This window comes from Algorimicrobium echini, from assembly GCF_900115185.1.
Classification (GTDB): domain Bacteria; phylum Bacteroidota; class Bacteroidia; order Flavobacteriales; family Flavobacteriaceae; genus Algorimicrobium; species Algorimicrobium echini.
In genome coordinates this window covers 478,437-503,596 of sequence record NZ_FOVN01000002.1, presented here as the reverse complement: position 1 = coordinate 503,596, position 25,160 = coordinate 478,437, and the positions used below count along the sequence as shown (strand labels likewise).

Annotated in this window: 21 protein-coding genes and 3 tRNA genes; 7 read left to right on the top strand and 17 right to left on the bottom strand. The window is 33.3% G+C overall.

The genetic code is table 11. From position 1 onward, the window contains the following. Positions 1-80 precede the first annotated feature (80 nt). Positions 81-2,213 carry a prolyl oligopeptidase family serine peptidase gene (locus BM239_RS08460; RefSeq protein ID WP_092207436.1) on the top strand — a complete coding sequence of 711 codons (2,133 nt, stop codon included), beginning with the start codon at positions 81-83 and terminating at the stop codon, positions 2,211-2,213. Positions 2,214-2,379: 166 nt separating this feature from the next. Here the strand turns inward: BM239_RS08460 and BM239_RS08455 are convergent, their stop codons facing one another. From BM239_RS08455 to tsaD, 16 genes are all read right to left on the bottom strand, one after another. Then, the gene (locus tag BM239_RS08455) at positions 2,380-4,224 is read right to left on the bottom strand and encodes a PLP-dependent aminotransferase family protein (protein ID WP_092207434.1); all 1,845 of its coding nucleotides are present in this window, start codon (positions 4,222-4,224) and stop codon (positions 2,380-2,382) included. A gap of 237 nt (positions 4,225-4,461) precedes the next feature. Continuing rightward, complete coding sequence (locus BM239_RS08450) at positions 4,462-5,025, bottom strand: helix-turn-helix domain-containing protein (RefSeq protein ID WP_092207432.1); 564 nt, start codon at positions 5,023-5,025, stop codon at positions 4,462-4,464. Between the two features lie 257 nt (positions 5,026-5,282). Then, entirely contained in the window at positions 5,283-6,068 is a 786-nt protein-coding gene (locus tag BM239_RS08445; RefSeq protein WP_092207430.1) for a DUF6090 family protein, read from the bottom strand. 163 nt (positions 6,069-6,231) lie between these two features. Next, complete coding sequence (locus tag BM239_RS08440; protein ID WP_092207428.1) at positions 6,232-7,194, bottom strand: hypothetical protein; 963 nt, start codon at positions 7,192-7,194, stop codon at positions 6,232-6,234. A gap of 179 nt (positions 7,195-7,373) precedes the next feature. Further along, positions 7,374-8,495, bottom strand: a complete 1,122-nt coding sequence (locus tag BM239_RS08435; protein ID WP_092207426.1) for a DUF2914 domain-containing protein — start codon at positions 8,493-8,495, stop codon at positions 7,374-7,376. Positions 8,496-8,709: 214 nt separating this feature from the next. Further along, positions 8,710-8,783, bottom strand: a tRNA-Arg gene (locus BM239_RS08430). A gap of 14 nt (positions 8,784-8,797) precedes the next feature. Then, positions 8,798-8,872 (bottom strand) — tRNA-Pro (locus tag BM239_RS08425). A 23-nt stretch (positions 8,873-8,895) separates the two neighbouring features. Further along, positions 8,896-8,979: transfer RNA gene (locus BM239_RS08420), tRNA-Ser, on the bottom strand. A 140-nt stretch (positions 8,980-9,119) separates the two neighbouring features. Beyond that, a complete protein-coding gene (locus BM239_RS08415) occupies positions 9,120-9,785 on the bottom strand; it encodes an HAD family hydrolase (RefSeq protein ID WP_092207424.1) in 666 nt (221 codons plus the stop codon). Positions 9,786-9,808: 23 nt separating this feature from the next. Then, positions 9,809-10,987 (bottom strand): THUMP-like domain-containing protein, encoded by a 1,179-nt coding sequence (locus tag BM239_RS08410; protein WP_092207422.1) that lies wholly within the window; start codon positions 10,985-10,987, stop codon positions 9,809-9,811. 6 nt (positions 10,988-10,993) lie between these two features. Further along, positions 10,994-12,082 (bottom strand): AI-2E family transporter, encoded by a 1,089-nt coding sequence (locus BM239_RS08405; protein WP_092207420.1) that lies wholly within the window; start codon positions 12,080-12,082, stop codon positions 10,994-10,996. Positions 12,083-12,120: 38 nt separating this feature from the next. Next, on the bottom strand, positions 12,121-12,627 hold the full coding sequence (locus BM239_RS08400) for a TrmH family RNA methyltransferase (protein WP_092207418.1): 507 nt from the start codon (positions 12,625-12,627) through the stop codon (positions 12,121-12,123). Between the two features lie 6 nt (positions 12,628-12,633). After that, entirely contained in the window at positions 12,634-13,275 is a 642-nt protein-coding gene (locus BM239_RS08395) for a DUF4159 domain-containing protein (RefSeq protein ID WP_092207416.1), read from the bottom strand. Further along, complete coding sequence (locus BM239_RS08390; RefSeq protein WP_092207414.1) at positions 13,272-13,982, bottom strand: 16S rRNA (uracil(1498)-N(3))-methyltransferase; 711 nt, start codon at positions 13,980-13,982, stop codon at positions 13,272-13,274. Before BM239_RS08390 ends, BM239_RS08395 begins: the two co-directional genes overlap by 4 nt. Before the next feature lie 2 nt (positions 13,983-13,984). Continuing rightward, positions 13,985-14,605, bottom strand: coding sequence for a peptidylprolyl isomerase (locus tag BM239_RS08385; protein ID WP_092207412.1), 621 nt, complete (start codon positions 14,603-14,605; stop codon positions 13,985-13,987). Positions 14,606-14,698: 93 nt separating this feature from the next. Next, positions 14,699-15,721 carry a tRNA (adenosine(37)-N6)-threonylcarbamoyltransferase complex transferase subunit TsaD gene (gene tsaD / locus BM239_RS08380; RefSeq protein WP_092207410.1) on the bottom strand — a complete coding sequence of 341 codons (1,023 nt, stop codon included), beginning with the start codon at positions 15,719-15,721 and terminating at the stop codon, positions 14,699-14,701. Between the two features lie 124 nt (positions 15,722-15,845). Here tsaD and BM239_RS08375 point away from each other — a divergent pair, with 124 nt between their 5' ends. The 6 genes from BM239_RS08375 to BM239_RS08350 all read left to right on the top strand — a co-directional run bounded on the left by BM239_RS08375 (position 15,846) and on the right by BM239_RS08350 (position 24,763). After that, positions 15,846-20,231 (top strand): translocation/assembly module TamB domain-containing protein, encoded by a 4,386-nt coding sequence (locus BM239_RS08375; protein WP_245758212.1) that lies wholly within the window; start codon positions 15,846-15,848, stop codon positions 20,229-20,231. A gap of 158 nt (positions 20,232-20,389) precedes the next feature. After that, entirely contained in the window at positions 20,390-21,376 is a 987-nt protein-coding gene (gene pfkA, locus BM239_RS08370; protein ID WP_092207408.1) for a 6-phosphofructokinase, read from the top strand. 34 nt (positions 21,377-21,410) lie between these two features. Then, positions 21,411-22,412 carry a type I glyceraldehyde-3-phosphate dehydrogenase gene (gap, locus tag BM239_RS08365; protein WP_092207405.1) on the top strand — a complete coding sequence of 334 codons (1,002 nt, stop codon included), beginning with the start codon at positions 21,411-21,413 and terminating at the stop codon, positions 22,410-22,412. Between the two features lie 74 nt (positions 22,413-22,486). Then, positions 22,487-23,350 carry an N-acetylglucosamine kinase gene (locus BM239_RS08360; RefSeq protein WP_092207403.1) on the top strand — a complete coding sequence of 288 codons (864 nt, stop codon included), beginning with the start codon at positions 22,487-22,489 and terminating at the stop codon, positions 23,348-23,350. Further along, positions 23,350-23,712 (top strand): methylglyoxal synthase, encoded by a 363-nt coding sequence (locus BM239_RS08355; protein ID WP_092207401.1) that lies wholly within the window; start codon positions 23,350-23,352, stop codon positions 23,710-23,712. Before BM239_RS08360 ends, BM239_RS08355 begins: the two co-directional genes overlap by 1 nt. Before the next feature lie 130 nt (positions 23,713-23,842). Beyond that, positions 23,843-24,763 carry a transporter gene (locus tag BM239_RS08350; protein ID WP_245758211.1) on the top strand — a complete coding sequence of 307 codons (921 nt, stop codon included), beginning with the start codon at positions 23,843-23,845 and terminating at the stop codon, positions 24,761-24,763. Between the two features lie 5 nt (positions 24,764-24,768). Here BM239_RS08350 and BM239_RS08345 read toward each other — a convergent pair whose 3' ends face one another. Next, positions 24,769-25,149 (bottom strand): Rid family detoxifying hydrolase, encoded by a 381-nt coding sequence (locus tag BM239_RS08345; RefSeq protein WP_092207399.1) that lies wholly within the window; start codon positions 25,147-25,149, stop codon positions 24,769-24,771. Positions 25,150-25,160 lie beyond the last annotated feature (11 nt).

The window sequence follows — 25,160 nt, the reverse complement described above, 5'->3', positions numbered from 1 at the left end:
TTTATCACCTTGTAATTTCTTTAACATTACTTTATAAGTATTTCCTTATTTTTGTTCATGACACTAAAACCAATTATAATATGAGGAAATCACTATTATGCGTTTTGGCACTTTCAACTATCGTTGCTTGTAAAGATGACCAAAACAAAACTGAAAAAGAAGATGTTTCTATGACTATTACTTATCCAGAAACTAAAAAAGTAGATACCATTAACACGTATTTTGATACACCTGTTCAAGATCCTTACCGCTGGTTGGAAGATGATTACGCTGAAGACACCAAAGCTTGGGTAAAGGCTCAAAACGAAGTGACGTTTAATTATTTAGATCAAATTCCTTTCCGAAGCAAGTTGAAACAACGCATGGAAACACTTTGGAACTATGAAAAGATTTCAGCACCATTTATAGAAGGGGATTATACCTATTTCTATAAAAATGATGGCCTTCAAAACCAATCCGTGTTATACAGAAAAGATGCTGATGGAAACGAAGAAGTGTTTTTAGATCCAAACGCCTTTTCAAAAGATGGTACAACGTCTCTTGGCGGTTTAAGTTTTACAGAAGATGGTTCAATGGCTGCCTATGCTATTTCTGAAGGTGGAAGTGATTGGCGAAAAATTATCGTTTTAAAAACAGAAAATAAAGAAATTATTGGCGACACCATTATGGATGTTAAATTTAGTGGCATGTCTTGGTACAAAAATGAAGGATTTTATTACTCCAGTTATGAGAAGCCTAAAGGCAGTGAATTGTCAGCTAAAACGGATCAACACCGTTTATTTTATCATAAATTAGGAACACCACAAAGTGAAGATAAAGTTGTTTTTGGCGATACAGAAAAACGTCGCTATGTAGGAGGTTCGGTAACACAGGATGAAAACTACTTGGTAATTACCGCAGCAAATTCTACCTATGGAAATGAGTTGTATATTAAAGACTTACGTAACAATGGGCCGATTGTAAAAGTGGTTGACAATTTTGAAAGTAGTAGTAATGTTATTAACAACGATGGTAAAACATTCTTTGTGGTAACCGATTTTGAGGCACCTAATAAACGCATAGTAAAATTCAATTTAGATTCATTTGAACAAGCCAATTGGGAAAATGTAATTCCAGAAACTGAAAATGTACTTTCAGTATCTAAAGGTGCTAATTATATTTTTGCAGAGTATATGAAAGATGCGGTATCTGTTGTAAAACAATATAATTTTGATGGAACTTTGGTACGCGATGTAAGCTTACCAGGAATTGGTTCTGTTGGTGGTTTTGGTGGTAAAAAGGAAGCAACGACTTTATACTATTCGTTTACAAATTATACAGCACCAGGCACTATTTATGCGTATGATCCTGAGACTGGAGAATCAACGGTTTACCAAAAGCCAAATATCGATTTTAATTCGGAAGACTTTGAGTCGAAACAAGTGTTCTATTCCTCTAAAGATGGTACCAAAATACCAATGATTATCACCTATAAAAAAGGCACTGAATTAAACGGAAAGAATCCAACGATGTTGTATGCCTATGGTGGTTTTAATATCAGTTTAACGCCATCGTTTAGTATTGCCAATGCTGTATGGATGGAAAATGGAGGTGTTTATGCCGTTGCTAATTTACGTGGTGGTGGCGAATATGGTAAAAAATGGCATAATGCAGGAACACAAATGCAAAAGCAAAATGTGTTTGACGACTTCATTGCCGCAGCCGAGTACTTAATCAAAGAAAACTATACGTCTTCTGATTATTTAGCTATAAAAGGAGGTAGTAACGGTGGTTTATTAGTTGGTGCAACAATGACTCAGCGACCAGATTTAATGAAAGTAGCTATTCCACAGGTGGGCGTTTTAGATATGTTACGTTACCACACTTTTACAGCAGGAGCTGGTTGGTCCTTTGATTATGGAACATCGGAACAAAGCAAAGAGATGTTTGAATATATTAAGGCGTATTCGCCAGTGCATAATGTAAAAGCAGGTGTTCAATATCCAGCAACGTTAGTAACCACAGGCGATCATGACGATCGTGTGGTGCCAGCACATAGTTTTAAATTTGCTGCTGAATTACAAGACAAACAAACAGGAACGAATCCAACCCTGATAAGAATTGAAGTGAATGCAGGCCATGGCGCTGGAAAATCTACGGAAGCTACTATTAACGAGCAAGTGGATATTCAAGCGTTTGCTTTGTATAATATGGGAATTAAAACGTTGAAGTAAATCTGAAATAACGTTCTAGCCATTAATAAAATTAAAAAGCCCAAACATGTGTTTGGGCTTTTTATATTTTATCATTTTGACCGCAGCTTGTTAGTTGGTAAATCTGTAATAAAATTCCTTTTATAGGAACGAGAACACGTAACAAGATGATACATTCGCAACGGACTTACATCTGCTTTACAAACTCTAAAAACACCTCTTTATGACGCTCCAAATCCATGTTGCCAGATAAGGACGCACGAACAATATAATCTTTATCGCCTTCCTTGGTGGTGCCTTGAGTGGAAGTTGCGGGAATGGTCCAATAGCAGCCTTTTAACTGACCATAACTCACACAAAACTTACTTTCGTTAGGTATTTCCGTAATCATCAAGTTGATTAATTTTAAGTTCAAAACACGTTTATGGGCTTCTTTTTCTTCAGCTGTACGGCCTTTTGTTGGTAAATCTAATGAAAATACAGAAGGCGTAAAACCTTGTTCAGCCAAGTCATCAGAAACAAAATTAATTTTAGCTTCTGGTAAAACGTCCTGGATAAAGTTTACAAATTTTCGGGTATTTACATAAGCATCGGCAATACGCTGATTCATAGTTGGTAATTGCTGTGCTAAAATTTCATATTGTAATGCGGTTGCTTCGTTGTCACAAAGTGCTAAATGCAGCGCTATTTTATCCATCAACGTTTCTGTTTTGGTGTTTCCTACAGCGTATCCAGCAGTACATTTTCCACCACTAGGAAATTTGGAACCACTGGCATAAGAAATGGTTCTTACTGTAGATAAAATTTCACCTTCTCCTAAAAAGTGCACATTCGGACAAAACGTTTGATCTAAAATAAAAACAGGATCAATTGCTGTTTTACCGCTGGCTGTTCTACGGACTTTAGTCAAGGCAGCTTTTAAATCTTGAAGGTTTGGAACTTCCACTCGTGGGTTTGTTGGAATTTCAGCTATAATGTACGGAACCGCATCTTGTTTGGCAATGCGTTCCAAAACGGTATCTATACTTTGTACCATATCGTTGTCACCATCTACCGGTAAATCTACAACGTCAACTTGATCCAAGCAATCTGCTACGCGTCTGGCTTGGTCATTGGTGCCTCCATAACAATTTGGTGGTACAATAAATTTAATGGCTTTTCCTGGATGATTTTCTTGGGCATCGTGAATAAGTCCCATCATAATAGCATATTGCATGGATAAACCACTAGAAGCCACCAAGGGCTTGGAAATGGTGCCTGTAATATTTTTTAGGCTATTTAAAACCTGTTTTTTATGAGTGTCGGTATCCCTCTTTATAGGTTGGAAATCCAATTTATTCACCAAGGTCTTTAGAGCTATGAGCGAATTTTCAGGCGTCATAGCAATCGTTTCACGACGACGCACATGCTGAATATCCGAAATGTATGACACGTTTTCTTCACCATTTACGAGTAAAATACTGCCCAAATGCTCATGGAGATTTATGTAAAAATCAATATTCGCATTTAAATCTGTTTGTTCAATGGTATCTTGATGGGATATAAAAACCGTACTTCCTTTAAAATCGAGAATCGCTTTTGAATTATCTACATGAATTAATTCGAAATTATAACCATACACCGCTTTAATGGTTTCCGTATCAAAACAGTCGGGTAGTTCTCTCGTGTAAAGGATTTGTGTTTTTTTATTTTGTAATAAATTGGTTCTTAAAATGGCTAAAATCGGAATTGTCATCGATGAAAAACTGATAACATGTTTAGAATCAAGCTGGTTTAGATTTGCAATTCCCCATTCTAACACGCAGGATAGGGGATGACCCAAGCGGATATAATCATAAGCCGTTGGTAAGTTTCTTAATGCGGAAGTTGTGGCATTATTGGTTTTGTATAAGTGTTCAAACGCGTTTAGAAATTCCGTTTTTGCCAACGACTCATTATAAATATCTAGTCGATGGGTTGTTAGATTCAGCCAGTCTGGTGGCATGTTTTCAATAACAGTTTCAATATATTTTAGCATTTTTGGATCTTGCATGTTTTTACTTTTGAATAGAGCTGCAAGGTACGGAAAATAGCTTTTTTTAAAGAAGCTTTTAAGGGGTTTGGCCTTTTTTTATGATTTAAAGCGCATGTCTTTTTAAATAGAATTTTATAACGTGCTTTACAAGAGAGGTTGCGTAATACAGTCCTCAATTAGCGCACATAAATCCAATAAAAAACCGCGAGGATTTTCGGAAGTAGTTGGTAACGAGTAATGCATTATTGCCACCATTTATTTTATCAGTTTAACAAAATTCGGATATAAATTCTCTGTTTTCCCATTGTTCGTTTTAATTGCAAAAGTTATTGGTAATATTATATTCAGTGCATAAAGTCCGATAAACACGTAAAATAGTATATTATAAGTCCCATAATGCATTATTTTAAATAGAGCAAAAGTAAATATTGAAATATAAGTTAATATTGACCAAACTATCTGGAAATTCAAAAGATTTGCACCAATTTCTTTAAGTCCGATTATTTTATCTTTCTTGTTCATCCATAAAATCAGCGGAACAACAATGTTTCCAATTGGTATTGCTAAAAAGACTATTACTGAAAGATGAAAAATTATTAAATAACTTTTATCCGTTTGTTTTCCGTAATCTAAAATATCTTCAGCATTTATGTTTAGAACCTCGCAAATCAAATTCAAGGTTTTTCCACGAGGTTCACTTTCGTTGTTTTCAATTCGTTGAATTGTTCTTAAATTCACTTTAGCAGATTCAGCCAGCTCCTCTTGAGACAGTCCTTTTTTCTTTCTTACTTCTTTAATTTTTTTTCCAATTTCAGTCATAATTAATTTTGGTTTATTGTTCAGACAAAACTATTTATGAATCTATCATTTTGATAACGGTTTCTTTGCGACATTTTTACGACTTTCTTGTCAATCTGTTGATTTCGTTGCGTTTTTAAAGGGTCTATTTATGGTTTGTTAAGTGTGTTAAGCAACTAATTTAGCAAATACAAACCGAATAGAAAATCCGCGAGGATTGTTAGAAGTAGGCTAGAACAAGCAATTACTTATAGCCATTGTTGTGCTTTCGTTATTTTTTAATCAATTTCTTTATCAATCAATTCGATAATTTGCTTAATTCTTATTATTAATGCTTCAGATTGAGCATTAGCAGAATGATTGTATATTATTGCAAATGAAGCCATACCTTCCAATTCTTTATTATCAATTATATCTATTTTAGAAACTGTGTTCTGTGAATTACCGCTTGGAATTTCTAACTTTTTTTTATTATCGTCTAATAACCAAATATGTTCAGTATTATTTACAAAGTTGTTAGCAATTTCTCTTGAAATACCTAATTCTCTAATAAACGGTTCTAGCTGTTGGTACATTTGATTAGTCCATATTGATTCAAGTTCTTGTAGTGTAACTATGTCAGATGACCAATTTGATAATAACTGTTTTAAATTTTGATTTGTTATCAAACGAAGATTTTCAGAATTGGTCAAATCACTTTGTACTGGATTAAAGGTTGGGTCAATGTCTATTTCAGCTATTGACTTTACCAAACTAGCTCGAGAAATTTGGTCGGGATTATCTATAGCTTTATAAATTTTTAGAGCAGATTTGACGATATTCTCTCTCATTAGCATTTTCTGTTCTAATTGAATTAGATTGGCTTGATAAACGTCTCTTAATTGAGTTAAAATGATTTGTTCCTTTTTGACATCTTTTTTTGTTTCATTGAAGTTGTTTACTTGAAGTGCAATGAGAATCCCTATCACAACCAAAAATATTTCTCCGATAGCGTAAATTAGATACTTACTGAATTTATTTTCAGAGAGTAGTTTTTGTCTAATTTTTCTAAAGAATTTTATCATTGGTTAGCGGTTTGTCATAATGAAGACAACGGTCACGGCTATAAGTAGTTGCGTGGGTTGGCATTTAACTTTGCAAGTACACACCAAACTGAAAATCCGCGAGGATTTTCAGAAGTAGGCGAGAACGAGCAATTACTTATAGCCATTGTTGTGTGGCGTTTTTTTATTTTTTTAAATAATCAAATATAATGAACGGAAGCAAAGCAAATGCAAAAAACAAAATCATTGTATAAATCAAATCAGCAAATTTTCCGTGCTTATCTACTTCAGGTTCTCTATTAAAAATTACTTTATATAGTCGCCTAGTAGGATATTGAACTATTAATAGCGATAATGGATAAATAAAACTTACACTATTTAAATCAGAGATGTTTTCTTGATAATAATTCCTGAATAAATACCCATAACAGAAGAAGCCAACTGCAACCATAAGGCTTTTAATATAAAAGTCATTTATTCTCAACATTTCATAGTCCATAAAAAACCAAAGTCCGATTCCCATTCCAGTAAATAAAGTCCATTTTTCAATTATTTCAACACTATCTGTCAAATAGGGAACAAAAAAATGAATTAAGACCGCTATTATTGAAATGTAAAAACCAATTTTAAATCGTTTACTAATCTTTAATTCTGATTTATCCTCTTTAAATCTTTTATTATTTGCTTTTGTTGAAAGAGTCAAAGGATTTTTTAAATTACTTATATCAACCGTTGAATAAAATTTGTTGTCGGTTTGTTGGGTAACTTTACCTCCAAAATCAATTTTATAATGTTTGTTTTCGATAGTTACCACATAAACGTTGTCAAATTCCTTATCATTTTTTGATATGTAAACCAAAAGCTCCTTATCGTTTAATCTTTTGTCTATATTTTCACCTTTAGTTAAACCTTTAATTTCCACATTGTATTCAATTCCCTCTGGATATTCGAGATAATTTACCAAATAGAAAAAATGTTCATTGTCAAGAAGATTGTCAGCCATTATTATTTGTCTGTCAATCTCTTTTTCGAAAATCTTAAAGTTTAGTTTTGAAGAAAAATTGTCAGAATATAAATCTATCCAATTCTCCAAAGCCTGTTTCACGTCATTTAGAGAAGCTCCTTTTATTTCTATAATGTTTTTCATTTACGATTTTCTCATATGACACACAACAAGCGTATATAGTTACTAGTGTCTTTATTTCTGATTTAGAAACAGAAGCTTTTACGCCTGCTTTGTTTTGTTTTTAAAAAGTGAAAATACCATAAATACTTAAAAGATGTTTACGGATACCCATAAATTATAACTGATTTTAGATGAATGTGTTAAAATTGGCGTTCAACCACTCGTTTGGGTTTTAAGTTGGGGTTCATAATTATTTCAAAATCTATAACACCAAGTACCAGTTCTTCTTCGGTAATGACATCTACTTGCCACATGCCTGGTTTTACATTATTTTTATAGGTATAACCACGAAAGCCCGCGTTTCGGCCACCTGTAATATTGTAACCAATATCTTCTATAACGTCCCATGTTTTAGTGACTGGGTTAAACCATTTCCAACGGTGGAATATGGCTTTTTTAATTTGTGTTGGTGCAAATATAGAAGCAAATATATATACGTTTTCATCGGGTTGGTGAATGAATTTTATTCGGTGATCACGCCAAAACACATACCAATCGTCTCGCTCATAAGTCACATAATAGGTGTTATCTATTTTCGCCACGTTGTGAGCAACCAAACCTGCGTCTAATGCTAAAGGAACAGGTGGTATGAGCTTGAAACAATAAAAAATATTAATGGTTGCATACAGGCCTAAAATAATTGGAATGAGTTTTTTTAGGCGAACTTCATTTCGTGTACTCGGACTTTTTCTGTAAATGATGGCAATTAATAAAAGGGTAAGTACCAAACTAATTAACCCTGAAATAATAAATATGTTTGTATTCATTTCCTTTATAAAAACAGGAATCATAAAGGTGAAAAAGGTAAAACTGACAAAAAAATAGACGCTGAACTGTAGATATTTATTGGAAATTCTTTTTTTTAGGAATTCATTAGCAAAGAGTAATGCTAATAAAATGATAAAAAAAGAGATGGTTTTTGATAGCGAAACACTACGTGAAAAATAAATAACATAAGCGCTAGACAAACCACCAAAGAAAAACTGTATGGCTAGTGGTAAATACATTTCGTATTTGCCCAGGAATGTGTTTTTCCAAGCACCATCATCGGTTAAATTATAGAGGTAGAGTGCAATGGATAAGGCGGTCATATGTAAACATAACACCGTTAAATCGTAAATGCGATCTATACGTCCCAGAGTTAGGGAGTCGAAAATAAATCCACCAATAAAGAAAATAATAGGTGCATATTTTTCGTGCCGCCTAATGACATTTCTGAAGCGACTATTTTGAAACTTTATGTATGTTCTTTTATAACGCATGAACGGATATTGTGCGTTAATTTATAAAATAGTGCGCGGTAAATGGTAATGAGGATGCGCTTTTTATCCAAATGGGTTAAACTTTACTTCAATGCCTAAAAAATTTCAGTAAATCTTGTTTTAAGTTTAGCAGAATGCTCTATCAGTGTTTCATGCTTTTCGATAAAAATTCTTAAAAACAAAAAAGCCTCACTAAAAATAGTGAAGCTTTTTGTGAGCCCTGAAGGATTCGAACCTTCGACCGCCTCCTTAGAAGGGAGGTGCTCTATCCAGCTGAGCTAAGAGCCCTCAATGTTAAAAAGTCGGGGTGGCAGGATTCGAACCTGCGACCTCCGCGTCCCAAACGCGGCGCGATAACCGGGCTACGCTACACCCCGAAAATACGGTTATCTAAATAATGCGGAGAGACAGGGACTCGAACCCTGGCGACACTTACGCGTCGACAGATTAGCAATCTGCTCCATTACCACTCTGGCACCTCTCCATTAAATATAAAAGAACGTTCTTTTAATGCGGATGCAAATGTAACCATCCATTATAAAGAACGCAACTATTTTTAGAACTTTTTCAGTGAAAAATGACAATTTTTATCTACAGATTCAAAATTGGTGTAATAACTACCTATTAGTGAACTGATAAAAGATTTTTTGCATAGTGGTATGAAATACTTTTAAAATTGTCAATTATTAAATTAGCTGTTTCATAATTCTGATTTTTGGAGTGCAAACTTTTATAACCCACACAAAAAATACCTGCTGCATTTGCCGCTTTGATACCATTAGTTGAATCTTCAATTACCAGGCATTGTTCTTTCCTAAAACCAGAACTTTCTGCAGCTTTTAAAAATATTTCAGGGTGTGGTTTAGACGCTTTTAAATCGGCTCCACTTAATTTTGCTTTGAAATATTGATTTAGTTCAAACCGATTAAAGACACTCTCAATGGTTTGCATGGATGCGGATGAAGCCAATACTAAAGTCACGTTGTTTTTATGATAATCTTTTATTAATTCTAAAACACCATCAATAAGTTGTAAACTACTATCCGTTACAAATAAATCTTTGAAAATGTTTCGTTTAATCTGTACCAGTTCTTCGGGAGCATTTTCTAATTTAAAATGATTACAAAGTTGTCTGCATACATTAATGGTAGATTGTCCGGTAAAGGATTGATAGTGTTCCTCGGTAACCTCTAAATCTAATGTGTTAAACATGCCATAATAAGCCTTATGGTGTAGTGGTTCTGTGTCTACAATAACACCATCCATATCAAATAATACTGCTTTTAACATACGTTTCTGTTTTGTTTAGAGTTTTAATGTGTTACTTTTTTGCAAATTAATGCTATGCGTTCTTCTTTCATATTTGTTGCAAAAAAGATGTAAGTATCTCCACCATCAGTTATTTTTAATTTCTTCCGAATGGAAGCAACGGATTCTGGGAAATTTCGAGTTGTAATATTAGCCTTTTTTAAACCTAGTTTTTTAAATGCTTTTTTATTGTACGGAATAATCGTTATTACTTCAAATGTACGGCCTGGAAAAGCTACAAGCTGGTTACTGGTGTATAAATGTGTATGCTGATGTAGTTTATCTAACTTTAAGTGACTAGAAATGGTATTGAATGCACCCGATTTTAAAATGGCAGCATTGGGTTCATAAATGTAACGTTTGGGTAAGCTGTAAGTTGCTTGTGTAAGCGCTTCTTCGTTTATTTTAAAATTGAAGGTTTGTTGCTGACTTTTATTGAGGTTTATAGTTTTGATTGCTATAGGACCTTTATAATCGTTTTTAAGTATCCAAAGTAACTCCTTAACCTCATTATTTATAGCTACAATATGAATCTCTTTAATGGCATGTAATTCTTGAATACCTGCTGAAATATCTAATAATGGAGCTGTTTTTAATAAGATATTATTGGTGTGCTTGAATAAATTTTCTAAATGATTTGGTACATTGGGTAAACAATCTTTTAAGAAAAAAACTTTGCCTTTACTATCATGACGACGAGAAGGGTCTATATAAATCCAATCAAAGGTTTGATTTTTTAAATAAACAATCCCATCTTCTGATATGGTTTGAATATTATTAACCTCTAACTGCTTGAAATTATAAGCTACAAGTTCAGATAAACTTTTATTTATTTCGCAATGAACAACGTGTTGAAATTTTTTAGCGAAATAATAACAATCTACTCCAAATCCGCCAGTTATATCTAATAGCTGATTTCCAGAAATTAAAGAAGCTTTGTATTGGGCAGTTTCTTCGGAAGATGTTTGCTCAATATTAAGTTTGTTGGGATAATAAATTAATGGTGTATTAAACCACGTTGGTAATTTATTTTTACTGCGTTTTTTTGCTTCAATTTGTTCTACCAATTCTTTGATAGAAACAGATTGATTTGGCGTTTTTCCAAATAATAACTTGGTACTATCAGCCTCTAATTGTGCATCAATAAATTCCTGATTTTCGGTATTTAATAAAGCAAGATTCAAATTAGATTATAAATTCTTGGTTAAACTCTGAACGACTTTATTTTCGGATAAAAATTCTTTCAAAATTACCTTTAACGCGGTATAAGTTGGGATGGCAATGATCATGCCTACAATGCCAAAGAGTAGGCCTGCAATTATAATTACAAGAAAAATTTCCAATGGGTGAGATTTTACACTTCTAGAAAAAATAATTGGCTGACTAATAAAATTATCAATCAATTGACCGATAGCAATAACAATTAAAACATAAACCGTTTCAGGCAGTATTACCTCGCTAAAACTGGTTCCTAAATTACTGGTCATGGTTAATAATATCATGATGCAACCACCAATTACAGGTCCTAAATAAGGCACTAAATTAATTAAAGCACATAAAAATGCTATTACTACCGCATTTTCTACACCTATAATTAGTAAACCTATGGTGTAAATTATAAAGATAACGGATATTTGAAAAACAAGCCCAACAAAATAGCGTGAGAGTAAATCTTTTATTTTTTCGATTGAATTTTTAACACGACTTACATTTCTATCCGGAACAAGTGTCAATAAACTATTCTCAAATAACTTACTATCTTTTAAAAAGAAAAATGAAATAAATAAAACCGAAAACAAGCCAATGCTAAAACTACCTAATCCACTAACAACGGAGTTTAAAAATTCAGGGATGACACTAAAGTCTATTTGTCCTAATAATCCTGAATCTTCTAATGTTTTGCCGGAATTAAAATTATTTACATTAAAATGCGAAACAGCTTCATTATAAATGTTGTTAATATTGCCTTGTAATTTATCGATATCCAGCAACGATAAATTATGCCCTTGCTCTACAATTAATGGAATGAACAGTCCAACGAGTCCTATGATAAATCCTAAAAGCAGAATTATGGTAACAGCTACGGCTAAAAGGTTATTAAACTTTAGCCGACGTCGTAAAAAAGCAACAATGGGTCTTCCCGTTAATGAAATAACGGCAGAAATAGCAATGTAAACAATAACGGATTGTATTTTATAAATAAAAAACACAAGAATTGCTATACCTAACATATAGCCAACAGCGCGCAAAATACCGGTTGAAATGTCTTTAGAATTCATGCATCAAATATACAGATTGAAAATGAAATGTTTAGCAATTAGGTGTCATTAAGTTGCTTGGTAAATTCGTACAGGCAAATACTAGTAGCTTGAACCACATTCATGCTACTATTTTTACCATACATTTCTAGGTGAATAACAGCATCTGCTATTGTTAAAATTGTTTCTGAAACACCAAAATTTTCGGCACCAATGACTAGAGCAATAGGCTGATTAGTTTTAAAATGTAACTGATTTATAGGCTGACTGTTTTCAGTAATTTCCAAAGCAATTATTTGATAACCTTTGGCTTTGTAATTGGAAACCGTTTCAAAACTATTATTATTAATTTCAAATGACACATATTTTTCTGTTGCTCGAGACGTTTTAGCTGATTTTCGTCCGAGTTCTAAATGGTTACCACAGAGAATTAATTTCTCTATACCAAAAGCATCTGCTGTCCGGAATAAACTACCAATGTTTGGGGCATTTGTAATGCCGTCACAAATAACCGTTATAGGGTAGTTGCGAGGTGTAAATTTTGAAGTGTCATGTGTTAGTTGCATATTTTATTAATGCTCAAAAGCGTATTTAATAATATTAGCACCCATTTTTAGAGCTTTTTCGCGAACTTCTGGTGGGTCGTTATGGATTACTTCATCTTCCCAACCATCGCCCAAATCGCTTTCTACTGTAAAAAGCACCACCAATCTGTTTTCTTGAAATATCCCAAACGCTTGTGGACGTTTACCATCATGCTCATGTATTTTTGGTAAGCCTTCTGGGAAATTATACACCGTATTAAAAATGGGATGGTTTGCGGGTAGTTCTATCATGTCGGTGTTCGGAAAAACGGTTTTTAAAGCTTCTGTAACATAGGGTTTCATTCCGTAATTATCATCAATATGCAGAAAGCCACCTGACAATAAATAGTTTCGTAAGTTTTCAGCATCGGCATCGCTAAAATACACATTGCCATGACCCGTCATGTGTATAAATGCATACTGAAAAATATCAATACTCCCAGCTTCTACCGTTTCAGGTTTTTCGTTAATTTTAGTATTAATATTGGTATTGCAAAATTGAATCAAATTTGGAAGTGCTGTTGGATTTCCATACCAGTCACCACCGCCTTTATATTTTAAAACGGCTATTTCTTGAGCAAAAATACTACATGATATTAGTAATAGGAGGCTGGTTATAAGCTGCTTCATAGGGTTTCATTTACAAATGCCACACTGTGACAAGCAACAATAGCTGCTGTTTCTGTTCGTAATCTGGTTTCTCCCAAAGTTACAGGAATAAACTTATTTTTAATAGCCGTTTCAATTTCTTTAACACTAAAATCGCCTTCAGGTCCAATAAGAATGGTTATTGGCGCGCCCGATTTAATTTCATGTTTTAACGGTTTTTTAATTTGGTCTTCACAGTGCGCAATAAAGAGTTGCCCAGTAAAAGGCTGCCTAATAAATTCAGAAAAAGGGATTGCCTCGTTTAAAGTTGGCATATAACAATTAAGAGATTGCTTCATTGCCGATTGAACTATTTTTTCATATCTATCATACTTTATTACGTGACGTTCGCTATGATCGCAGATAATAGGTGTAATAGTAGTAATACCAATTTCGGTTGCTTTTTCTAAAAACCACTCAAACCGATCGTTCATTTTCGTTGGTGCTACAGCTAAATGCAAATTATAGTTTAAAGGTTTTTGGAGTTCTTTAGCTATTATTTTAGCTTCACATTTCTTGATGGCATCCCGAGTTATTTCGGCAGAAAATAACCAACCTTTGCCATTAGTAATGTGAAGGGTATCTCCCATATTTTTCCGAAGTACTTTAACAATATGACGACTTTCATCTTTGTCAAAAGTAAAGCTATCGGTAGTTTCAGAAATATGTGGATTATAAAATAGCTGCATGGTTATTTTTTTTCGACTATTTTCAGGACTTTAATTTCTTTAATGTCTTTTGGCTCATATGAATTTAGAACTAAATAATACCAGGATTTTTCTTTGAGTTCAAACGAGAATAAGTCTCGGTCACTTAAGGGTACATTCATAATTACTTTTTCTAAATCTGGATTCAATTTTCCTGGAGCAAACCAACCTGTATCGCCATTTCTATTAGCGTTTCTATCCATAGAGTATTCTTTTGCTAATTTGCTAAAAGGGACTCCTTCTTTGTATTTTTTGGAAATGGTTTTAATCAAACTTTCTGCTGTTTCAGCATCTATTTTATTTCCATCTAGAAATATATAATTGGCACGATAATGCGTTGTTGTAAAACGGTCGACTACTTTATAACGTGTTATTTCCATTTGATTTTCAGTGGTGGCGTGACCACTACTAAATAAATTTCGTGCTAATTCTGTTTGGTGATTTTCTTCATTAAAGGTAATAAACGCATTGCTTTTACTTGGATGGGAATCTAAAAACAATTGTGCTTCATCCGTATTAGTTACGGCATCAAAACTAGGTGTTACGGCTTCTTGGGCGTGTAGGGACGCAGAGAAGCCAATTAAAAGAATAAGTAGATTTTTCATAATTTGGGTTGTTTAGTAAACAAAAAAACAAAAAATAAGGCTTCCTTGAACGAATTGTTAAAACATTATTAACAGATGTTTTAACAATGGCACTTAAATTTTCAATCTAGAAGAAGCAGTAATATCTTGTGAGCTAAAATTACCTTCCAAGTATTTTAAATAGCCAACTACAGCAATCATGGCTGCGTTATCTGTAGTGTATTCAAATTTAGGCACATAGGTTGTCCAGCCAAATTTTTGTTCGCCATTTTTTAAGGCTTGACGAATACCTGAATTTGCAGAAACACCTCCACCTATAGCAATATGGCTAATACCAGTTTCTTTTGAAGCTAATTTAAGCTTGTCCATTAAAATACCTATAATGGTATATTGAATTGATGCACAAATATCGTTTAGGTTTTCTTCAATAAAATTAGGATTTGCTTTTGTTTGTTTTTGTATAAAATATAGAATACCTGTTTTCAATCCTGAAAAGCTAAAGTTTAAACCATCTACTTTAGGTTTGGTAAATTTAAAAGCTTTTGGGTTCCCTAATTTGGCACGTTTGTCAATTTCTGGACCAGCAGGATAGCCTAAACCAAGAATTTTTCCACTTTTGTCAAAAGCCTCACCTACGGCATCATCCATAGTTTCACCAATGACTTCTAAATCAAAATAACTAGAGACCTTTACAATTTGGGTATGGCCACCAGAGATTGTCATAGCTAGAAACGGGAAAGGCGGTTTTTTAAAGTCTGGTTCTTCTATAAAATGAGCCAAAATATGTGCCTGCATATGGTTAACATCAATAAGGGGTATATCCAGACCAAATGCTAACGACTTGGCAAATGATGTACCAACTAATAACGAACCCATTAATCCAGGGCCTCTGGTAAAGGCAATTGCATGAAGTTCGTTTTTAGTAATTCCAGCTTTTTTTAAGGCTTGTGTTACAACAGGAACTATATTTTTTTGATGGGCTCGAGACGCTAATTCTGGAACCACACCACCATATTCTTCATGAATTTGTTGATTAGCAACAACATTACTTAAAATTTGACCGTTTAACATCACTGAAGCAGCTGTATCATCACAAGATGATTCAATTCCTAATATGTAAATATTTTCTGTTGCCATTTCTAATAATTGGGCATAATAATTGTTAGTTTTGAGGTCAAAGTTATAACTTTATAAACGTATCAAAAAATTTTTCAAAATACTCGGTCGATTAGTAGCAACCTTTTTGCTATTATTTATTATTTTGATACTATTATTATCCATTCCAGCTGTTCAAACAAGCATTGCCAAACACGTAACAAATAGAATAAATTCCGATTTTAAAACAAATATAAATATCGAGCGTATTGGTCTACAAGTTAATGGCGATGTAGAATTGAAAGGTGTACTTATCCGCGATTTTAAAAAAGATACTCTAATTAGTGCTACTGAACTAAATACGTCCATATTAAGTTTTAAAAATCTGTATAATGGAAAATTGGTTTTTGGAGATATTGATTTAGAAGGCGTTATTTTTAATTTAGTTACTTACAAAGGTGAAACTGACACCAATTTGGATGTATTTGTGGCGCGTTTTGATGAAGATAACCAAGAAGATAAAGAAAGTAGTTTTTTATTGTCCTCTAGTGACGTGACGATAAGAGATGGTCTGTTCAGAATGATTAATGAAAATAACGAAACGCCTAAAATTTTAGAATTTACAAGCGTTTTTGCAAATGCTACTAATTTACTTATCAATGGACCAAATGTTAGTACCCGAATAAATACATTAGCTTTTAATGATAGTCGTGGTCTTAAAATGAAAAATTTAGTCACTAATTTTTCATACACCAAAGAACAAATATTATTAGAAAATTTAGATATTAAAACGGAAAGCTCCATTTTAAAAGGGGATGTAAAATTCTCCTACAATCGGGAGGATTTGCAATTTTTCACCGATAAGGTTCAAGTGAATGCCAATTTTACCGAAGCTGATATAGCTTTAAATGAATTAAATACCTTTTACGATGAGTTTGGTATTAACCAACATGCAAATTTTACCACTCAGGTTACAGGAACATTAAATGACATGCAACTCAATAATTTGCGGCTAAACACGAGTACGAATAGCAGAATTTATGGTAACATTCATTTTAAAAATCTTTTTAATAAGGAAGAAAACAATTTCTACATGAATGGTGATTTTAGTAACCTGTCATCAAATTATAAAGATTTAAAAGCATTATTACCAAATGTTTTAGGTAATGCCATTCCTTCCGCATTTGACCGATTAGGACGTTTTACTATTGTTGGCCAATCTGAAATTACCACTAGCACTATTAAAGCGAAACTGCAAATTCAAACAGATCTCGGATTTATTGATTCCGATTTAGAAATGAAAACCTTTAACGATGTTGACAATGCCACTTACACGGGTCAAATTGTGTTTAAGGATTTTAATATTGGAGAGTTTTTAGAAAACACCAAATGGGGAGAAACGTCATTAAATCTTAAAGTAAATGGTAAGGGATTTAGCCTAGAAGGTTTAGACACCAAGCTTCTAGGAGATGTATATTCGGTTGCTTATAATGGTTATGAATATAATAATTTAGAAGTTTCTGGTGTACTCGGTAATAATATTTACGACGGGAAACTAGTATCTAATGATGATAACTTAAAATTAAAATTTAATGGTTTAGCCGATTTTTCTAAAGATATTAATGAATTTGATTTTATTGCCGATGTTAGCTATGCTAACCTAAAGGCTATGAATTTTGTTAAAAATGATAGCCTATCTACATTTAAGGGGACTGTCATTATGAAAGCAACTGGCACGTCTGTAAATAATGCTATTGGCAGTATTCAATTTAATAACACGTCCTATATTAATGAACACGATTCCTATTTCTTTGAAGATTTTCAAATATCGTCATCCTTTCAAGATGAGGTAAGGTATATTAATGTTAATTCTCCAGATATTATTACTGGGCAGTTATCTGGTGTTTTCCTGTTTGAAGACATTGATAAGCTTTTCGAGAATGCAGTAGGAAGTATTTATGCTAATTTTAAACCACATAAGGTTTTAGAAAATCAGTATATTGATTTTAATTTTAATATCTATAATAAAATAGTTGAAGTGTTTGTCCCAGATATTGAACTGGGTAGTAACACTTATATTCGAGGACATGTAGAGAGTCAAGAGGATGAATTTAAACTAACCTTTAAATCACCTAAAATAAAACTGTTTGATTATTTTGCTGATCAAATTTCGCTTCAAGTTGATAATAAAAACCCGCTATTTAATACTTATGTTGAAGTTGATAGTATAAACACTAATTACTATAATATTTCTAAATTTAATCTGATTAATGTAACCTTAAAAGATACCCTGTTTATCCGATCAGAATTTAAAGGGGGTAAAAATAATAATGACGCATATAATTTAAGTTTTTACCACACCATAAATAAGGAGAATAAATCGGTTGTTGGTTTTAGCAAGTCAGACCTTACCTTTAAAGGGAATACTTGGGTTTTAAATGAGAATAGAAATCGGAATAATAGACTAGTTTTCGATAATAAATTCAAAAATGTTAAAATAGACTCTTTTCTAATGAGTCATAATAGCGAACAGATAAAGCTATTTGGCGAATTGCGCGATTCAACATATAAAGATATCAAGCTAAATTTCAAAGATGTGGATCTGGCCAAAATTACACCATCCATTGATAGTTTGGATTTACGTGGTAATGTTAATGGGAAACTGGATGTCTTTCAACAAAACGGTTTGTATTTACCAGATGCTAATATAACGGTAGATGATTTAGAGATTAACAAACTTGTACTGGGATCTTTTGACGCTCAAATACGCGGTAATGAATCGCTTACAAATTATTCGGTTTATGCTAAAATTAAAGATGATGCCAACGAATCCTTTTCAGCTATTGGAATTATAGATGTCGCATCAAATGTATCAACAATTGACGTCGATTTAAATTTTAATAATTTCAATCTCTCGCCTCTAAACCCCTTTTTATCGGGAATTTTATCCAATATTCGAGGAGATGTTACAGGTGTTGCTAAACTAGAAGGAAGCCTTAACAAACCTCAATTAAATGGCGATTTGGTACTGAATAATTCGGGATTAACAGTTCCGTATTTGAATGTTGATTTTGAATTTGCTAATAAATCATCAGTCACATTAGATAATCAAAGTTTTGTATTTAATAACATCCGTTTAACGGATACGAAATACAATTCCAAAGGAGTTTTGGATGGCTCTATAAATCATGTAAATTTTGGCGATTGGAGTTTGGATCTGGATATTAATACACCACGATTATTAGTGTTAGACACACAAGAAGAAACTGAAGAAGCACCCTATTACGGAACTGGTTTTATAGGTGGTATGGCAAGTATTAAAGGACCAACAAGTGATTTGGTTATTAGTGTCATAGGCGAAACCAAACCAGGGACTACCTTTGTAATTCCGTTAACAGATTCTGCTACATTTGGTGATAACTCATTTATTCACTTTTTAACTCCAGAAGAAAAACTAGCCAAATCATTAGGTCAAGAAGTGAATTCGCAAAATATTTCAGGTTTAGAATTGGATTTTGAACTGGATATAACCCAGGATGCAGAAATAGAAATTGTAATTGATAAGGTTTCGGGAAGTACCATTAAAGGAAGTGGTGTTGGAGGATTACTTATAGATATTAATACTAATGGTAAATTTAATATTTATGGTGATTTCTCCGTTTTCGATGGTGTATATAACTTTATGTATGGTGGTATTGTTCAAAAGAAATTTATAGTAGAACCAGGAGGAACATTAGCGTGGGAAGGCGATCCCTTTTCTGCGCAGATGGAAATTAGCGCTATATATAAAACCCAAGCAAATCCGTCACCATTGTTAGATAATCCTATAAATAGGAGTATTCCAGTTCACGTTTTAACGAATTTAAGTGGCCCTTTAGAAAAGCCTGATATCGAGTTCGAGTTTGAATTTCCGAATGTGAGTTCTACAGTGAAATCAGAATTAAATTACCGATTGGACTCTAAAGAAGACAGAGATAATCAAGCATTATACTTATTAGCTACAGGTGCATTTTCCAACCGTTTAAATGATATTAATATAACAGGAACTATTACAGAACGATTAAACGGTATTATTAACGGCTTCTTTTCAACAAGTGATAATAAAGTTAATATTGGTTTAAACTTTGAAGCTGGCGAAAACACACCAGATTATCAAACGGATGATCGGTTAGGTGTCACGCTTCAAACCAATATCAGCGATCGTATACTAATTAATGGTAAGGTTGGTGTACCAGTAGGAGGTGTTAGTGAAACCGTTATTGCTGGCGATGTTCAAATAGATTTTCTTTTAAATGACGAAGGAACATTAACCGCAAAAGTATTTAATCGCGAAAATAGTATTCGGAATTTTGGTGAAGAAATTGGCTACACACAAGGGGTTGGTATTGCTTGGAATGTAGATTTTGATACATTTAGTGAGCTAATACAAATTATATTTAAAGGTAAACAGGAATACGAAGAAGAAAAAGCAAAAGAAGCGGAGCAAGCCGAAGAAAACGATAAAAATATCCCTGGATTTATTGGCTTCAAAAATGAAGACGAGAAGAATTAAATCACCACTCAATTAGCCATTTTTAGTTAATAAAACTTCCAAAATTCAAATAGTTATTAACGAAAACGTTTGAGTTTTTACGCTTCAATTAATTTAAAGCGAATAGCTTGTTATATATAGTTTTTCTTTATTAGATTTACGTAATTAAGTGTTTTGTTATGTCAAAAAAAATAAAAAAAATAGGTGTTTTAACTTCTGGTGGAGATTCGCCAGGAATGAATGCTGCCATTCGGTCTGTTGTTAGAACTTGTGCCTTTCATGAAATAGAATGTATAGGCGTTTACAGAGGTTTTGAAGGACTAATAGAGGGTGATTTTAAAATTCTGTCTGCGCGTAGTGTTAATAATATCATTCATTCAGGTGGTACCATGCTAAAATCGGCTAGATCTAAAGAGTTTATGACTAAAGAAGGTCGTCAGAAAGCATTTTTACAACTTAAAAGTGTTGGTATTGATGCCTTGGTGTTAATTGGAGGCGATGGTACATTTACTGGTGGATTAGTATTTAATGAGGAATTTAATTTTCCAATTATTGGCATTCCAGGTACTATTGATAATGATATTTTTGGTACAAATTACACCCTAGGTTTTGATACCGCTTTAAATACCGTTGTTGAGGTTATTGATAAAATTCGAGATACAGCAAGTTCCCATAAGCGTTTGTTTTTTGTAGAAGTTATGGGTCGTGATGTAGGTCATATTGCTTTAAATGCAGGCGTTGGTGCTGGTGCTGAAGAAATACTAATTCCGGAAGAAGATTTAGGATTGGATAGATTATTAGAATCATTAAGACGAAGTAAAAAATCTGGAAAGTCTTCTAGTATCGTTGTTGTAGCAGAAGGTGATAAGATTGGTAAAAATGTATTTGAATTGAAAGATTATGTCGAAGAAAATATGGAAGAATATGATGTGCGTGTTTCTGTTCTCGGACACATGCAACGTGGAGGTTCGCCATCGTGTTTTGATCGTGTTTTAGCCAGTAGAATGGGAGTCAAGGCTGTGGAAACACTTTTGGAAGGAAAAAGCAATTATATGGTTGGTATTCTAGATAACAAAATAGAGCTAACACCATTAGATAAAGCTGTAAAAGGCAAAACAGAAATCAATAAAGAGTTATTACGTGTCTCTGATATTATGACCACGTAATACATAGTATTAACAAGAAAATAGAATTTAAAATATGTCAAAATTAAAATTAGGAATCAACGGATTTGGAAGAATTGGCCGAATTGTATTTAGAGCAACGGTAAATAAGTCAGACGTTGAAGTCGTGGCAATAAACGATTTGTTAGATGTAAACCATTTAGCCTATTTATTAAAGTATGATTCCGTTCACGGTCGATTTGATGGTACTGTTGAAGTTGAAAATGGCCATTTGGTTGTAAATGGAAAGACCGTACGAGTAACAGCTGAACGCGACCCTAAAAATTTAAAATGGGATGCAGTAAACACTGATGTTGTTGCAGATTGCACTGGGATTTTTACTACTTTAGAAACGGCTCAAGCACATATTGATGCTGGAGCGAAAAAAGTAGTCATTTCTGCACCAAGTAAAGATGCACCTATGTTTGTTATGGGTGTTAATCATCACCTTGTGAAAGCATCGGAAACCATTGTATCCAATGCTTCTTGTACAACAAACTGTTTAGCTCCTATGGCTAAAATTGTTAATGATAACTTTGGTATTGAAGAAGCATTAATGACAACTATACACGCTACAACTGCATCACAAAGCACAGTTGATAGTCCAAACAAAAAAAATTACCGTTTAGGTCGTTCAGCAATCAATAACATTATTCCAACCTCTACTGGAGCTGCAAAGGCTGTAGGTAAAGTAATTCCTGAATTAGATGGAAAATTAACAGGCATGGCATTCCGAGTTCCAACTGCAGATGTTTCTGTTGTAGATTTAACAGTAAGGACCAAAAACGAAACCTCTTTAGAGGCTATTAAAAAAGTGTTCAAGGAGGCTGCAAACGGCCCATTAAAAGGTGTTTTAGGTTATACCGAAGAAGCAGTGGTGTCTCAAGATTTCGTTAGCGAAACTCGAACCTGTGTTTTTGATGCCGATTCGGCTATCGAGTTGAATCCTAAATTCTTTAAGTTGGTTGCTTGGTATGATAATGAATTTGCCTATTCCAATAAATTAGTAGAATTAGCACAACATATAAATAGTATTTAAATTAATGACTACATTTATATCCGCAGTTTTATAATAGAATATTGTAGACTGCGGATTTTTTTATTCTAGAAAATATGATACTAATTGTTGATAGTGGCTCTACAAAATGCGATTGGATTTCTGTTGATGAAAATGGAAACCAATTGTTAGAGAAAATAAGAACCAAAGGTCTTAATCCAGCCATTTTAAAAGAGAAAAAACTCTTTAAGATTATAAATAAACATCCCGATTTAAAAAAACATAAATTGGATGTATCTCACGTTTATTTTTATGGAGCAGGTTGCGGCACTGAAAAACCTAGATTACTTTTAAAATATGTGTTAGAATCTATTTTTATTAATGCACTTATCGAAGTTAAAGAAGATACCTATGCAGCAGTTCGTGCTACATTGAATACACCAAATGAAATAGCGGTAGTTTGCATTTTAGGAACAGGTTCAAACTGTAGTTATTTTGATGGTAAAAATTTACACCAACGGGTTAAATCTTTAGGATATACACTTATGGATGATGCTTCAGGGAATTATTACGGTAAACAATTAATTCGGGACTATTATTTTAATCATATGCCAGAAACTATAAGAATTGCATTTGCCGATAAATATAATTTAGATACCGATTTTATAAAATATAACCTCTACAAACAGCCTAATCCAAATGCTTACTTGGCCAATTTTGCTGAATTTATGTTCCTGAATAAAGAAACTAAATATATAAAGGATTTAATTAAAAAGGGCTTACGGTTATTCTCAGAAAACATGATTCTTCAATTTAAAGAAGAAATTAAAAGTGTTCCAGTTCATTTTGCAGGTTCAATTGCACATTTTTCTAAAGATGAAATTTTAGAAGTAGCCGAAGAATATCAGTTTAAAGTTGGTAATATTATAAGGCGGCCAATTGATGGCTTGGTTAACTATCATACAAATAAAGAGGCCTAATGGAAATAGCAATTATAGCACATGACGGGAAGAAAGCTGAAATGGTACAGTTTTTAAATGAACATAAAGGTTTTTTTCATCAGAGTCATGTGACATTGGTTTCTACTGGTACAACAGGAAATAAAGTGGAAAGTGCTGGATTTAAAGTAAATAAATTACTGTCAGGACCTTTAGGAGGTGATGCACAAATTGCAGGTCGTGTTGCCGAAGGGTTATGCAACATGGTACTGTTTTTTAGAGACCCACTAGAAAAGCATCCACACGAACCTGATGTTTTAATGCTGATTCGCTTGTGTGATGTTCATGATGTACCTCTTGCAACCAACCCAGCAACGGCTTTACTTTTAATAAAAGGTCTGTAGCATCAAATATTATAATATTTATACTTTTTATTATTAATAGAATATATCTGATATAATTTTTTAATTTGCAGGTGCTTTAAAGCTCAAGCTGTCATATATATTGTGTGGCAATTAATTCTATTGGTTTTTTATGAATACAGGCATTTTAAGAAATCTAGTAATCTCGATTTCTCTGTTAGCTACTACTTTTCAGACTTTTTCACAAGACATTGAGCCACGTCGTTGGAACCCTTTGCCATTAGGAACTCATGTTGTTGGTATTGGTTATGGTGTATCTGAAAGTGATGTGTATTTTGACCCAGTTTTGCAAATAGAAGACGTAAAACAGAATATGGATGTTATAGCTGTGTCCTATGTTCAGCCTTTTAAAATTGGTAATAAATTAGCACGTGTAGATGTTACAATTCCCTTTGTTTTTGGCCAATGGGAAGGGCGAATTTCAGGAGAGCCTCAAGCAATTAATCGAGAAGGTTTTTCTGATCCTCGTATACGCGTATCATTAAACTTAATTGGCCCAAGTGCTATGGGTAAATTGGAAATGATGGAGTACATGAAAGCTAATCCTGTTAATACCATGTTAGGGATATCTTTAGCTGTTAATTTTCCATTGGGACAATATGCCGAGAACCGTTTAATTAATTTAGGAAATAATCGCTTTGTTTTTAGACCGCAAATTGGGATGGTTCATAATTGGGGTCGTTGGTCTTATGAGTTAACAACCTCTGTATTCATAATAACAAATAATAACCAGTTTTTTAATAATCAACAGAAAAAGCAAAACCCATTATATGCTGTGCAATCGCACCTCATTCACCGGTTTAAGAATAGAATATGGATTTCTGGTAGTCTTGGTTTAGGAACTGGAGCAGCGGCTACAATTGATGGCGTTTCACAAAATGATTCAAGAGGCGATTTTTTAGGTGCTTTATCTTTTGGTGCTCCTATAACTAAAACACAGGCTATTAAATTATCGTATTTACGATCCGTAACTTTCAAAGACATTGGTTCGGATAGTGATACGGTTGGTATAAGTTGGTCTTTGGCTTTTTAAGGGTTTTATTTTGCGGCTATCATGCTAATTTCTACATTAACATACTTTGGTAAATTGGCAACTTCTACAGTTTCACGAGCTGGTGCTGTTTCTGAATTGAAATAGGTAGCGTATATGCTATTAATTTTAGAAAAATTTTCCATATCGCTGATGAATATTGTCGACTTAATCACGTTTTCAAAAGTCATATTAGCAGCTTCTAGTACAGCTTTCATGTTTTGCATAACCTGTTCTGTTTCTAATTCTATAGTGTCTAAAACTAATTCGTTGGTAGTTGGGTTAATAGCAATTTGGCCAGAGGTATAAAGCATGTTTCCAACTAATACAGCTTGATTATATGGACCAATTGGAGCAGGAGCTTGTGAAGTGTTAATAATTTTTTTCATAACAGTAGAAA

Coding starts and splice junctions, on each gene's coding strand:
- BM239_RS08460 (WP_092207436.1), top strand. CDS start 81: ATGAGGAAATCACTATTATGCGTTTTGGCACTTTCAACTATCGTTGCT.
- BM239_RS08455 (WP_092207434.1), bottom strand. CDS start 4,224: ATGCAAGATCCAAAAATGCTAAAATATATTGAAACTGTTATTGAAAAC.
- BM239_RS08450 (WP_092207432.1), bottom strand. CDS start 5,025: ATGACTGAAATTGGAAAAAAAATTAAAGAAGTAAGAAAGAAAAAAGGA.
- BM239_RS08445 (WP_092207430.1), bottom strand. CDS start 6,068: ATGATAAAATTCTTTAGAAAAATTAGACAAAAACTACTCTCTGAAAAT.
- BM239_RS08440 (WP_092207428.1), bottom strand. CDS start 7,194: ATGAAAAACATTATAGAAATAAAAGGAGCTTCTCTAAATGACGTGAAA.
- BM239_RS08435 (WP_092207426.1), bottom strand. CDS start 8,495: ATGCGTTATAAAAGAACATACATAAAGTTTCAAAATAGTCGCTTCAGA.
- BM239_RS08415 (WP_092207424.1), bottom strand. CDS start 9,785: ATGTTAAAAGCAGTATTATTTGATATGGATGGTGTTATTGTAGACACA.
- BM239_RS08405 (WP_092207420.1), bottom strand. CDS start 12,082: ATGAATTCTAAAGACATTTCAACCGGTATTTTGCGCGCTGTTGGCTAT.
- BM239_RS08400 (WP_092207418.1), bottom strand. CDS start 12,627: ATGCAACTAACACATGACACTTCAAAATTTACACCTCGCAACTACCCT.
- BM239_RS08395 (WP_092207416.1), bottom strand. CDS start 13,275: ATGAAGCAGCTTATAACCAGCCTCCTATTACTAATATCATGTAGTATT.
- BM239_RS08390 (WP_092207414.1), bottom strand. CDS start 13,982: ATGCAGCTATTTTATAATCCACATATTTCTGAAACTACCGATAGCTTT.
- BM239_RS08385 (WP_092207412.1), bottom strand. CDS start 14,605: ATGAAAAATCTACTTATTCTTTTAATTGGCTTCTCTGCGTCCCTACAC.
- tsaD (WP_092207410.1), bottom strand. CDS start 15,721: ATGGCAACAGAAAATATTTACATATTAGGAATTGAATCATCTTGTGAT.
- pfkA (WP_092207408.1), top strand. CDS start 20,390: ATGTCAAAAAAAATAAAAAAAATAGGTGTTTTAACTTCTGGTGGAGAT.
- gap (WP_092207405.1), top strand. CDS start 21,411: ATGTCAAAATTAAAATTAGGAATCAACGGATTTGGAAGAATTGGCCGA.
- BM239_RS08360 (WP_092207403.1), top strand. CDS start 22,487: ATGATACTAATTGTTGATAGTGGCTCTACAAAATGCGATTGGATTTCT.
- BM239_RS08355 (WP_092207401.1), top strand. CDS start 23,350: ATGGAAATAGCAATTATAGCACATGACGGGAAGAAAGCTGAAATGGTA.
- BM239_RS08350 (WP_245758211.1), top strand. CDS start 23,843: ATGAATACAGGCATTTTAAGAAATCTAGTAATCTCGATTTCTCTGTTA.
- BM239_RS08345 (WP_092207399.1), bottom strand. CDS start 25,149: ATGAAAAAAATTATTAACACTTCACAAGCTCCTGCTCCAATTGGTCCA.